Source organism: Chryseobacterium phosphatilyticum (assembly GCF_002899825.2).
Taxonomy (GTDB): Bacteria; Bacteroidota; Bacteroidia; order Flavobacteriales; family Weeksellaceae; genus Chryseobacterium; species Chryseobacterium phosphatilyticum.
On sequence record NZ_PPED02000001.1, the window covers coordinates 193045 to 205476 of the forward strand.

A 12432-nucleotide genomic window follows, 5' to 3' on the forward strand; every position below is an offset into this window, starting at 1 on the left:
TATCTCAATAAAAATTACTGTACCGAAAACTTCCCAGAAAAAGTTCGGTTACTGTTTTGAGCAATATAGAAATAGACTCCGGCTCTCATTCCTGTAGTTGATATAATTGCTTTACTAGCTTTCACTTGTTGTGATTTTACTGTTACTCCTTCTGCATTGACTACAGTCAGTTTGTAAAGAGTATTTTCGTTTTCCGGAAGACTGATGATCAGATTTTCACCTTGTTTTACGGGATTGGGATAAACCATGGAGGTTGTCTCTTGTTTTGCCAAAATACCCGAAGCAGAAGTTGTTACCTGTTCAAGAACCCATTGATGGTTAACACCTGCCGGGCCGTTTATATCCTGATCCCAGATATTGATATTTGTTCCTGAAGTTTGTGAATTGGCAGGATTATCGATTGCTTTCATATTGGATAAAGCAGTTCCTATAACAACGGTATTTGAAGTGTAAGGTCTTAATATCCATTGCTGATTATTACCGCCATGTTTCGTATATTGCACCAGTGTAGTTCCATTGGTTGTATTGGATCCCGGAACATCCAATGCTAATCCTGATGCACGGTTGATAATAATATAATTATTTCCTGCTTTTTCCAGCTTCCATTGTTGAGCAAGATTAGCGTTAAAAGGATACTGCACCATTTTGGTATTGGAGGATGTACTGTAATTGGTTGGGCTTATGTATTGGCTGCTTCCTGCACATTTAATTCGGTAATAGGCGTTTGGGTCAATAGTAGGTGGTGTCACAATATTGCTGATCGTCAAATTATTATATCCAAAATTAGAAGATTGTGTAAAGATATCTTCCAATACAACACTTACATAATATTTACCCGGCTGAGAATTTGCCGGAAGCGGAAGCTGAGCACTTCTCTGGTCGGGACGAATCCCTGTAACGACTGCTACAGGAGTATAGGAATTTCCCCAGCTGGCTTCCGTGTATAATGAAACTTTATATGAAAACTGTGGGCTTGTTGTTTCTGAGTTGGCCCAATTTACCTTGACGGTATTATTGGACGAATTATACGATGGAATCACGCTGGTCACCATAACAGGTACAGTTGTTCCTGGTTTTGTACCGTCCTGAGTTATTCCGTTAAAAGTTACTGAGCTTCCGGCAGGCGCCGGAGAGGTACCACAGGAAGTTACTTTGATTGCAGTATTATTGAAAGCTGTTTCTGCTCCCCATGAGCCGGTTCCGGCTGAAGCGGTATATCGTGAAGGCTTCGACCAGCTACCTTGCGCATTCATGCTCCAGAAGTTTCTGAAATATCCGCAACGGGTAGCCTTACTTGCTGCTGAATTCCAGTTTTCAACAAAACCTCCAAGTTTTGTTCCGGTGAATTTTGCATCGTTTTCAGGAGTGACAATGGTGACATAATGTTTCCATTTTCCTGTACCATAATCAAACATAAAGAATCCAATCCTGGTTTTTCCATCACCAACAGACCATCTTCTTACTACCGTAGCGTACCATATTCCTGGGGTCCATGGCATAGGATTGTCTGTATGAAGGCCGGTTCCTTCTCCACCAAAACCATCTACAAAAGTATTGGGAGCAGTATATTCTGTGGTACATTGGGGAACAGAAGTATCCTGTAAATCCCACATCGAAAAAATGTTATTATAAATTTCGTTCTGCTTATACTGAATTCCGGCATATCCGCCTCTTGGGCCCAGAGAAAAATTCAGAGTAGAGTAGTAGGTATTCACTTTTTTACAGGTGTTGTCTGCCATTACTTCAGAATACCAGAGTTCACCGGAATTAGCCATGTCAAAACCTTCAAGATACGGTCCCCAACTGGGGCAGGTCTGGCCACTCAAGGCAGTGACGAACGAAGCTGCGGCAATACATACTACTGCGACGCAAGACTTAAATTTTTTTTCCATAATTAATTTATTTGGTAGAGCTAATTTATGGATATATTGATAATTTAATAAATATTTAGTATTAATATTAAGAATTGTTTGTGTAAAACATAAAATATGTTTCGCCGGATAAAGTGTACCTGTTTATCTTTATAAAAAAAGCAATGCATCATTGATGCATTGCTTGTATTTGATAGGATTGCTCCTTCGTTTTATTGGAAAATTATTCTTCTTCCTGATTAGTTTTCAGAATCATATTTGCTGATTACTTTCTGAGTAACTCCTGAGCTGCTGAAACCTCCATCATGGAAAAGATTCTGCATAGTTACTTTCTTTGTAAGATCAGAGAATAAGGTTACACAATAGTCTGCACATTCAAGAGCTGTTGCATTTCCTAGTGGAGACATATCTTCTGCATATCCCAGGAATCCTCCAAAACCTTTCACTCCGCTACCGGCAGTAGTCATAGTTGGAGACTGAGAAACGGTATTTACACGTACTTTTCTTTCACCCCAATAGTTTCCGAAAGTTCTTGCGATACTTTCCAGATAAGCTTTGTTATCAGACATATCATTATAGTCAGGGAAAGTTCTTTGAGCTGCAATATACGTAAGAGCAAGGATGCTTCCCCACTCATTCATACAGTCTTTCTCCCAGGCTACACGCATCACTTTGTGGAAAGAAACAGCAGAAATATCCCAGCCTTTTTCCAACCAGTCATAATTCATTTCAGTATAGTGCTTTCCTTTTCTTACATTGATAGACATACCTATAGAGTGAAGAATAAAATCTATTTTTCCAAATTTTGCTGTCGCAGCATCAAAAAGTTTTTCAAGGTCTTCAATTGAAGTCGCATCAGCACCAATCACTTCTGAACCTGTTTTTTCTGCTAAACCATTAAGTTCTCCCATTCTTAAAGCAATAGGAGCATTTGATAAGATGAACTCTGCACCTTCCTCATGGCATCTTTCAGCAACTTTCCATGCAATGGATTGTTCATTAAGGGCTCCAAAAATAATTCCCTTTTTGCCTTTAAGTAAACCGTATGACATAATTTTCTAATGTTTATTATACTACAAATGTAGCAATAATTGTGGTTATGACATAATAAAAATGGAGCCTTATCAATTATAAGACTCCATTTTCTTGAAAATATTTATATGACTGAATTTTTAATTGGTTTTCTTGTTCCATTCTGCTTTTACATCCTCTGCTGCGTCCTTAGTTTTTTCCCAGGCATCATTCGCCTGATCTTTAATATCATCCCAGGTATCGGATATATTAGCTTTTACCCTGTCGAACCAGTCTTCCTGATTAGCTTCCTGATCGTTACTCCTTTTTTCATTAATGTAATCTTTGGCTCTGTCTGCCAATTCATTGATTTTCCATTTTGCTTTTTCCGTTGCATTCTGTAAAGAGTTTTCTACATTATTCACTGCATTTTCCGCTTTGTTATAATCTGAATTGTTCATAATACTATAAATTTTGTTTGGTATGTAAGATTAAACAATAACCATTCCTAAAATTGGGCAATTGTGTTAAATTTTTCACAATGTTTTGTTATGGTTTTCTAAATCAGTAGTACATTTAACGTATAAAATTTAATAATTATGGAAAAAATACGTTGCGGATGGTGTTCAAAAGATGATCTTTACAGAAGTTATCATGACAATGAGTGGGGGAAGCCGGTTTATGATGATGAAACAATATTTGAGTTCCTTATTCTTGAAAGTTTTCAGGCAGGATTGAGTTGGTATACTATTCTATCTAAAAGAGATCATTTTAGAAAAGCATTTGATCACTTCAATTATAAAAAAATGGCTTTGTACACCGACAAGAAAGTTGAAGAGCTCATGAATAATCCGGGAATTATCAGAAACAGACTTAAAATAGTAGCCGCCATTACCAATGCACAGAAATTTTTGGAAGTTCAAAAAGAATTTGGAAGTTTTTCAAAATATATCTGGGGTTTTATATCTGGGGTACCAATAGATAACATGCCTAAAGCCCTATCAGATGTCCCTGCAACAACTGAAATATCAGATGTCATTTCTAAAGATTTGAAAAAAAGAGGGTTTAAATTCATGGGGTCAACAGTTGTATATGCTCATATGCAGGCAACAGGAATGGTAAATGATCATATTGAAAGTTGTTTCATTAGGTTGTGATAAATTTTAATTTGTTTAAACTAATAAATGTTTTTTTAATAATAATATAATTTGTTTTTTTGTTTATACTGTCCGTTTTATAAAGCTTGATTTGTATTTACTAATGTAAGTGGTTGATATGTTATATTTTTCAATGTTTTGTGAATAAGGATTTCTTTAATCACATTCCAGTGGTTTAATTGTAAATTTAATAAAATAATCATGTATTTATTAAATATTTTGTATATTTGCAGCCGCAAAAAATAGCAGTGGTGCAAAAAACACATACATTTCAACTCGGTCTTCTCTTTTTACTGATTCATACTTTTGTATTTGCCCAGGTGGGGATTGGTTTATCAAATCCTGATCCTTCGGCAATGCTTCAGATTGATGCTAAAAATAAGGGAGTACTTCTGCCAAGTGTAGCTTTGACATCACTGACTGATACCGTTACGATTCCTACGCCGGCAGACGGACTTATTATATGGAATAACGGAAATGGGAATTTAAAAGAGGTTGGGTTTTATTATTGGTTTGCTTCCAAATGGAACAGGTTTTCAAATTCGTCTGAAACAAATAAGGGAGATGGCGATAGCGGAATGGGTTGGAATACCACGGGAACAAATGCCGGAAACTATGGTGGAGCAGACACTAATCTTTCATTAGGAACTAAAACGCGTGATGATTTAGTTTTTAAAGTCAATTCTTCGACTGCCGGAAGACTGGGCGTAGATAGCTCTGTAAGTTTGGGACTGGGCGCGAATGCCGGACAAAATGGAATTGCTATCGGAAGTTCAAGTTCTGCATTTCAAGGGGTATCGATTGGAAGTGCTGCATCAGTTTCAGCCAACGACGCTCTGGCAATTGGAAACAAATCATCCGCAGGAGCATTTAAGTCAATAGCCATTGGATATAATGCACAAACGAGTAAAAATGAATCGACAGCAATTGGTAATCAGGCATTTGCAGGAGGTTTCCAGTCAGTAGCAGTAGGGTATAATGCAAAAACAAACACAAATAGTGAAACTGCTTTGGGATATAATGCAGTGACCAATAGTGAAAATTCAACAGCTGTAGGTTCGGGAGCTAATGCTTTAGGACAATATTCAACAGCAATAGGATATGGAGCAAGTACCTCACAGGCCAATACCATTGTGTTGGGGAATAATAATGTAAATGTTGGTATTGGTACGGGGGCTCCAAATATTTCTGCAAAACTGGATGTCAATGGGCAGTTTAAATTGGGCGATAAAGGAACTATTCAGAAAAACCAGATAAGCTTTGAAGTATGGCCGGGTGTATCTATTAATAATCTACCTCCGGGAAAGTCTTTTACATTGGAAATTCCTGTTCCGGCAGCTATGAAGCCTGGTTCAACCAGAGCAGTGATCGTCGTTTCTCCTGCTGGAGATTTTGCCGGAAATTCAACTTTTTCAATTTCCAATCCCAGAATGACTTCCACCTCCAGTATTGCTATTAATCTGACAAATATCTCAGGAAGTGCAGAAAGTTTATACTCAGGCCATTTTTATATAATGATCAATGAGTTTTAATTTGAATAATAAGTTTTATTATAGTTGATATGGTGTTAGGACTTCCAAAACGGAAGTCCTTTTTTAATACCTATAGTTGTATCAGCGTTCTTATTTTAAAGGTGGAGAATTATAAAATTAAAATTGTTAGCACTTTTTCCTACAATATATTCCCTGATCCAAATGCCAGACAGCATGGATGAAATCATTTTCTGTAAAATGCTTCAATAGATACCTGTGGATACTTGTCCTTTGCCCGCAATAACCACAGTAGTGAGTAGTTAAATGCACTTTGTAAGAGGTTTTTAGTTGGATTTTCGGGATTGAATTTCTTTGCTTACCTCTTTTTTACTCTTCCAAATAAACCAATTCATGGGTATAAAAAATAAAGGAAGAATACTTACAAAAGTGAGCCCGTGTTTAACGGTGGCATATATTGATGTTCCAATCATAAATCCGATAAGAACAGAATACGAAATATGTATGCTGGAACGTTTTTTTTCTTCTTTTTTCAATTCATCTACAGATAAATCAGAGAGCTTAGTAGTTTTCATGGTAATTAGTTTTTGCTAATTTAAATAAAAGTGGATAGTATAATTATAAATTGAATAAAAAAAAGGCAATACAAGAGAAAATATACACTAAAGTGTAGTGAGTGGTTGGAAATTTATAAATTTTGGTTTAGGTTATTGTTCACAAAGTAATTTTCATTTGTAGTTGGCTTTAAATTCAAAAGAGAGAGGTTTTTAGTTCTAAAATCAATCAACCTAAATATAAAAAAGGCTATCCTTTCAGAGAATAGCCTTTATTTCTATAAAATTATAATAATTTTTATTTAATAATTCTGTCAAGTACCCAGTTAATAAGGTTTTTCTCAGAGGCATGGTGATCAGCAGAGAATTCACCACGTCTTCTGTTGGCAATTACATTGTTTACAGTAATTGCTTTGTGTCCCAATAATTTTGAAAGGGCATAGATAGCAGAAGTTTCCATCTCGAAATTGGTAATCCCAAGGTCATTTAATGTTTCCAGGAATTGATCATCAACGGCTTTCAGACGAAGTTGTCTTCCTTGTGGAGCATAGAACCCAGGGAATGTCGCTGTATTTCCATGATATTTTGCATCTTTATAATATTCACCCATTTCTTCCGCCCAATCTGAGAAGTACAACATAGGCTTGATTCTTTCGTAAGGGAATCTTTCCATAAAGCTTTTAGAAAACTCATTTTCAAAATTGTAGTCCTGATAGAAATGCATTAAACCGTCCAATCCCACTACGTTTTGAGTAACAAGCATATTGTCAACCTGTACATCAGGATTTACACTTCCGCAAGTTCCCATACGGAATAACTCAAGGGCCTTATGTTCTGTTTTGAACTCTTTGTTCTTCAGATCGATGTTAACCAAAGCATCAAGTTCATTCATTACGATATCAATGTTTTCAGTACCAATACCGGTTGACATTACCGTAATTCTTTCTCCACGAAGTGTTCCTGTATGGGTATAGAATTCTCTTTTATTTTTTTTGATTTCTACCGTATCAAAGTATTTTGAAACTTTTGCCACTCTGTCAGGGTCACCCACAAGGATGATTTTATCAGCAATATCTTCGGGCAAGAGGTTAAGGTGGTATACACTTCCGTCTTCATTCAGAACAAGTTCTGAGGCTGCAAGTTTATTGAGCATAATATGTATATTTTTGTTTTTAATTGATGAAAATAGCTTCTTTATAAGGTGATGCCATAACCTGAATGATAGAGTCGTACTCTTCTACAATTCTTCTTTGACCACTCATTACTTCATATACTGTAATGGTTGTTTTCTCAAAATTCTTAGGATCCTTTCTCTGGGATGTGATCTCATAGAAATGATTGTCCTTTTTAAGGATAGAAACCAATTCTTCCTTAGTAGAATTATTAGCTTGCATCATGCCGGGAAATTCAATGACAACGTCTTTAAGCTCAGCATAATTTTTATAAGGTTTTGTTTCCCCATTAGAGTAAACATAAACATTAGGAACATTTTTATCTTTCTCCAGACGTACCAGATAATACTCATTACCTTTTTTTTCTGCGTATACTGCCATTTCCTCAGGCTTAGTCTGTGTTTTTTCCTGTGTCTTCTTCTTTTGCGAAAATGCAGTGAGAGAAAGGAAGCTGGCTGCAAATGCAAACAATAGTTTTGTTTTCATAATACTATATTTAGTTTTTGATATGTTTAATTGAGTTAAAAAATCCTCTCCCAATAACCTCCCGCCATTATTTTACCGGTATTTAAGAATAAACCGTTCTTAAAGAATAATGAATTTGATTTTGGGGTCTAAAATTAGTAAAAAATATTTTACCTGAAACATAAACATTTTTTAATCTGTTATTAAAGTTGAGATAATATATGATTAATACTTTTGCCGTTAAAAATTAATGAGAGTTTATCCACTGCTTGTTGTCATCCTTTTAACAGGATTTGCAGTAATGTCCTTTAATCCTGTTTATAAAGGAAAAGAAACTGAGAATACATTTGTCAACAAAGGCTTAGCTGATTTCAGAACCAAACTTGAGCAGCTGAAGTACGATGCTTATAAATTCTCTGAAGACCGGATTTCTCTTCAAGACCTGCAAAAATCATTGAGGAATACCAGAAATTCATTCAAAGAAATAGAATTTTATATTGCTTACCATTATCCTGAGTTTACCAAGACTCATCTGAATGCAGCTCCGTTATTCCATATTGAAGCTGCGGGAACCACAGCATACACATTACCACCGGAAGGGTTACAGGTTTTGGATGAGCTTATCTTTTCAGATGAAGCCAATGATGAAAAAGAGAAAATCAAAACGATTACCGGTTTCTTATATAATAACTACTCCGGCTTTTATTTAAGTGCTATGAAAAACGGCTTAACTAAGGGGAATAATAAAACGCTACCATTGCGTATTGAACTGATCCGAATATATTCTTTGGGAGTAACCGGTTTTGATACACCCGGCTCATTGAATATTTCCGAAGAAACAAGCCATGCACTTTCAGGGATACAAAAATACATCAACAATGATCCCTATTTCAAAAATTTTAATGTTGAGAAGGCTGATCAAATTTTAACTACCACAATCAGCTATCTTTCAAAAAATACCAATTTTGAAACTTTTGACAGAATTGAATTTTATAAAAAATATATACAACCCTTATATGAAGAACTAGGTAAATGGGATGGAAGACCTGACGATCTTAAAGAATTTTCAGGCTGGAATGTAGGAAATAAAGACTTTTTCAGTAGCGATTTTCTGGATCCTTATTTTTACACCTTGTTAAAATCTTCAGAAGATAATCCTGATCTTCGTCATTTGGGCAAATCTATTTTTTATGACCGGAACGTAAGTGGTAATGGCAAAATGAGTTGTGCAACATGTCACCTTCCGGAAAATGCATTTACCGACCTTAAAACAAAATCACAAAGTAATGTAGAAGGAAAAACTGTTTTAAGAAACTCTCCAAGTCTTTATAATGCTGTTTTTGCCAAAAGATTTTTCTATGATCTTCGCGCTTTCTATCTGGAACAACAGGCAGAGCATGTGATTTACAATGAAGAAGAGTTTAATACAAGCTACGAAAGTATAATTCAAAAATTAAAAACAAAACCGGAATATAAGAAGGCATTCCGTAAAGCCTTTAAAGATGGGAAGATCAACAAGGAAAATTTCTCCAGGGCCTTAAGTTCTTATGTGGCTTCATTATATTCTTTTGACAGTGATTTTGATCGTTTTATGAGAAATGAAAAGAATGTTTCTGATGAGGTTAAAAAAGGGTTTAATCTGTTTATGGGCAAAGCGGCTTGTGCGACTTGCCATTTTGCGCCCCATTTTTCAGGATTGGTACCCCCGTTTTTTAATGAAAATGAATCTGAAGTACTTGGAGTTACCACAAAACCTGTTAAGCAACTTCCCGTTAAGCTTGACAGTGATCCCGGAAGAGGAAATAGCCCTGTAAAAAAGGAAAAATCATGGATTTATGACTATTCATTCAAAACTGTGACTGTAAGAAATGTTGCCCTTACAAAACCTTATTTTCATAATGGTGCTTTCACTACCCTTGAGGAGGTTCTTGATTTTTATAATGAAGGCGGGGGCGAAGGATTGGGATTGAAAATGAAAAACCAAACTCTTGCTCCGGATAAACTTAACCTTACCCAAACAGAAATCCAGCAAATTATTGCCTTCCTGAATGCCCTCACGGATGTAAGTAAAGGGAAATAGGTGAGTGCAGTATTCGGGATACAAGATGTGAGATTCGTGGGGTGAGTTTGAGAGGTAAATGGTCTTTTTCCTATAAAAATGAGAGGTTTGAGTGATTTTAAAGATGAGATAAATTCTTAATGACTATAAAAAAATCAAACTTCTTGTTGTATAAGGGTACCGCCTATTTTTGGACATCAACTAAGTCTAAGACAATTATAATCTAATTGCAGTTCAGCCTCTCATATGTAGACAAAAACAACATCTATACCTATATTTATACTTTGCATCCCGGCTCGCTCATCTCGTCCTGAAACTGCCTTCCCCGTATCCAGACTATTTAATGAAAATTTAATCCCCTTAACATTTGGTTTCAAATTAATTAATATTCTCACGTTCATATTTAAACTCCAATTAACAGAGTAGTAGTCGTAAAAAAATAGTTTTGCAGAGTATTTAAATAGAAGTAAAATGAAGAAAAAACTACTAACAATTGGAGCCCTGGCTCTATTTGCAGGCACTACTATGCATGCACAAACCTTACTCTTTGATAAAGGCGCATCCTGGAGTTACAAAGATAACAATCAGGCGCAGCCGGATGCATGGAAAAGTAAAACCTATGATGTGTCTTCATGGGCAACAGGAAATGGTCCCTTAGGATACGGGGATCCTGTAACCACAACTATCAATTCCGGCCTTACTACAGCTTATTTTGCGAAAGACTTTACTGTAGATGTATCTACACTTTCAGACAATATGGAACTGGGGGTAATGAGAGATGACGGTATTATCGTATACCTTAACGGGGAAGAAGTGGTACGTGATAATATGCCTGCAGGCACTATTACATTCAATACATTTTCCAGTACTACAATTGATGGTGCGGCAGAGAATGTATATAACATCTTTTCGATTCCAAAATCAAAATTTGTAAACGGAGTCAACAGAATTTCTGTTGAATTGCATAACAGAAGTGTAACGAGTTCAGATCTTAGAATTGATGCTTACCTGAAAACAACTCCGAATACCACTACGCCGGTAGCGTGTAACAGTACTCACATCAGCTGCTTTACTTCAATTGTTCCTACTGCACAAACCAATAAGCTTATTATCCCTGCAGAACACAAATATCAGCTTGTTCTGAAAGAAGGTGATAATTATACAGAAGGTGGCGGCCTGGTAGGGGGACAAAATGATTTTACAGCATATGTTGCAAAAACAGGAAGCAGTACCAATGGATACCTTTCTGTGAACCACGAAACGAATCCGGGTGGGGTTACCATGGCAGAAATCAATTATAATGCAGGTACCAAACTATGGCAGTTGACGAGGTCAAGAGCTGTAAACTTTTCAGATCCTGGTCTTGTGCAAACCATCAGAAACTGTTCGGGAGGAATTACTCCATGGGGAACCGTAGTTACTGCTGAAGAATCTGTGACTTCCAGTGACGTGAATGGTGATGGATATAAAGATTACGGATGGCTTGTAGAAATAGATCCTGCAACCGCTCAGGTGATTTCTAAAAATCCTGATGGAACCAAAGGAAAGCTATGGCAAATGGGAATTATGAATCACGAAAACGTAGTGATCAATAATGCTGGAACCATAGCATACTATGGTGAAGATGGTGGTACACATATGGTATATAAATATGTAATGGATACTCCAAATGACCTTTCTTCAGGAAATCTGTTTGTATTAAAATTAGATCAGGGATTAACTGCTGCCGGTGATCCTGCCGGAACTACAGCCACATGGATGCCGGTTCCCAATAAACTGAAACAAGATCAAAACAATACAGCAGCGGCAGCACAAACTGCAGGAGGAACAAAATTTAATGGAGTGGAAGATGTGGACATCAGTCCGTTGGATGGGAAGATTTATTTCACCGCAAAAGGTTTAGACAGAGTATATCGTTTACAGGATAACGGGACTACAGCTTCTCAGGTAGAAACATTTGTAGGAGGAGCGTCGTCCGTATATTCTTTCAATACTGCTCAGGGTATGAAATCTGAAGCCTGGGGAGATGGAAACGACAACCTTACTTTTGATGAGCTTGGAAACCTTTGGGTACTTCAGGATGGGGGGAAGAACTATATCTGGGTAATTGCTCCGGATCACACACCTGCTAATCCTAAGGTAAGACTGTTTGCTTCAATGCCGGCAGGAGCAGAACCGACAGGACTTACATTTACTCCTGATCACAAATTTGGTTTCTTCTCTATTCAGCATCCAAGTTCTACCATTGCTACCGATGTTGACGCTACAGGAAATACCATTGATTACAGAGGGAAATCTGCGACAATCGTTATTGCACTTAAAAATAATTTAGGAACGGAAGGTTCTTTAGGAACAATCGAAAATAAGACGACCGAAAATACAGTAACAGTAGCACCAAACCCAACTTCAGGGCTTGTTAAAATCAATTCTTCAAAAGGATTGAAAGATATTTCTGTAACAGCTTACAGCATGGACGGGAAAATCATTCATACTAAGAAATTTACAGGTTCAAATAAAGTATTGGACCTTGACTTTACTCAGCAATTGGAAGCATCCGGAATTTTGATATTAAATATCGAAGCAGAAGGAGGTTTCCAGAAAACAGTAAAACTTTTAAAAAAGTAAATTATTATTAAATCCAGTTTTCCGGCAA

10 protein-coding genes are annotated in these 12432 nt (G+C 36.6%); 4 read left to right on the forward strand and 6 right to left on the reverse strand.

Annotation, left to right across the window (positions count from 1 at the left end):
• Positions 1-14: 14 nt before the first annotated feature.
• From C1631_RS00855 to C1631_RS00865, 3 genes are all read right to left on the reverse strand, one after another.
• Entirely contained in the window at positions 15-1892 is a 1878-nt protein-coding gene (locus C1631_RS00855) for a DUF3472 domain-containing protein (protein ID WP_109709795.1), read from the reverse strand.
• Positions 1893-2110: 218 nt separating this feature from the next.
• Entirely contained in the window at positions 2111-2923 is an 813-nt protein-coding gene (locus C1631_RS00860; RefSeq protein WP_103250024.1) for an enoyl-ACP reductase FabI, read from the reverse strand.
• Positions 2924-3043: 120 nt separating this feature from the next.
• Positions 3044-3343 (reverse strand): hypothetical protein, encoded by a 300-nt coding sequence (locus C1631_RS00865; protein WP_109709797.1) that lies wholly within the window; start codon positions 3341-3343, stop codon positions 3044-3046.
• A gap of 138 nt (positions 3344-3481) precedes the next feature.
• On the opposite strand from C1631_RS00865, the gene C1631_RS00870 reads away from it, so the two are divergent.
• Together C1631_RS00870 and C1631_RS00875 are read left to right on the forward strand one after the other, a co-directional pair.
• A complete protein-coding gene (locus C1631_RS00870) occupies positions 3482-4039 on the forward strand; it encodes a DNA-3-methyladenine glycosylase I (RefSeq protein WP_109709799.1) in 558 nt (185 codons plus the stop codon).
• A gap of 251 nt (positions 4040-4290) precedes the next feature.
• Positions 4291-5571, forward strand: a complete 1281-nt coding sequence (locus C1631_RS00875) for a phage tail-like protein (protein WP_123966546.1) — start codon at positions 4291-4293, stop codon at positions 5569-5571.
• Between the two features lie 284 nt (positions 5572-5855).
• Here C1631_RS00875 and C1631_RS00880 read toward each other — a convergent pair whose 3' ends face one another.
• From C1631_RS00880 to C1631_RS00890, 3 genes are all read right to left on the reverse strand, one after another.
• Positions 5856-6104, reverse strand: a complete 249-nt coding sequence (locus C1631_RS00880) for an FUSC family protein (protein ID WP_109709803.1) — start codon at positions 6102-6104, stop codon at positions 5856-5858.
• A 277-nt stretch (positions 6105-6381) separates the two neighbouring features.
• Entirely contained in the window at positions 6382-7236 is an 855-nt protein-coding gene (locus tag C1631_RS00885; RefSeq protein WP_109709805.1) for a nucleoside phosphorylase, read from the reverse strand.
• 19 nt (positions 7237-7255) lie between these two features.
• Positions 7256-7741, reverse strand: coding sequence for a hypothetical protein (locus C1631_RS00890; protein ID WP_109709807.1), 486 nt, complete (start codon positions 7739-7741; stop codon positions 7256-7258).
• Positions 7742-7970: 229 nt separating this feature from the next.
• On the opposite strand from C1631_RS00890, the gene C1631_RS00895 reads away from it, so the two are divergent.
• Both C1631_RS00895 and C1631_RS00900 read left to right on the forward strand, forming a co-directional pair.
• Positions 7971-9800 (forward strand): cytochrome-c peroxidase, encoded by a 1830-nt coding sequence (locus C1631_RS00895; protein ID WP_109709809.1) that lies wholly within the window; start codon positions 7971-7973, stop codon positions 9798-9800.
• 450 nt (positions 9801-10250) lie between these two features.
• Positions 10251-12404 carry an alkaline phosphatase PhoX gene (locus C1631_RS00900; RefSeq protein WP_109709810.1) on the forward strand — a complete coding sequence of 718 codons (2154 nt, stop codon included), beginning with the start codon at positions 10251-10253 and terminating at the stop codon, positions 12402-12404.
• Positions 12405-12432: the final 28 nt, after the last annotated feature.

Excerpts from the sequence above, each read along its gene's own strand:
- C1631_RS00855 (WP_109709795.1), bottom strand. The coding sequence starts at position 1,892 with ATGGAAAAAAAATTTAAGTCTTGCGTCGCAGTAGTATGTATTGCCGCA.
- C1631_RS00860 (WP_103250024.1), bottom strand. The coding sequence starts at position 2,923 with ATGTCATACGGTTTACTTAAAGGCAAAAAGGGAATTATTTTTGGAGCC.
- C1631_RS00865 (WP_109709797.1), bottom strand. The coding sequence starts at position 3,343 with ATGAACAATTCAGATTATAACAAAGCGGAAAATGCAGTGAATAATGTA.
- C1631_RS00870 (WP_109709799.1), top strand. The coding sequence starts at position 3,482 with ATGGAAAAAATACGTTGCGGATGGTGTTCAAAAGATGATCTTTACAGA.
- C1631_RS00880 (WP_109709803.1), bottom strand. The coding sequence starts at position 6,104 with ATGAAAACTACTAAGCTCTCTGATTTATCTGTAGATGAATTGAAAAAA.
- C1631_RS00885 (WP_109709805.1), bottom strand. The coding sequence starts at position 7,236 with ATGCTCAATAAACTTGCAGCCTCAGAACTTGTTCTGAATGAAGACGGA.
- C1631_RS00890 (WP_109709807.1), bottom strand. The coding sequence starts at position 7,741 with ATGAAAACAAAACTATTGTTTGCATTTGCAGCCAGCTTCCTTTCTCTC.
- C1631_RS00895 (WP_109709809.1), top strand. The coding sequence starts at position 7,971 with ATGAGAGTTTATCCACTGCTTGTTGTCATCCTTTTAACAGGATTTGCA.
- C1631_RS00900 (WP_109709810.1), top strand. The coding sequence starts at position 10,251 with ATGAAGAAAAAACTACTAACAATTGGAGCCCTGGCTCTATTTGCAGGC.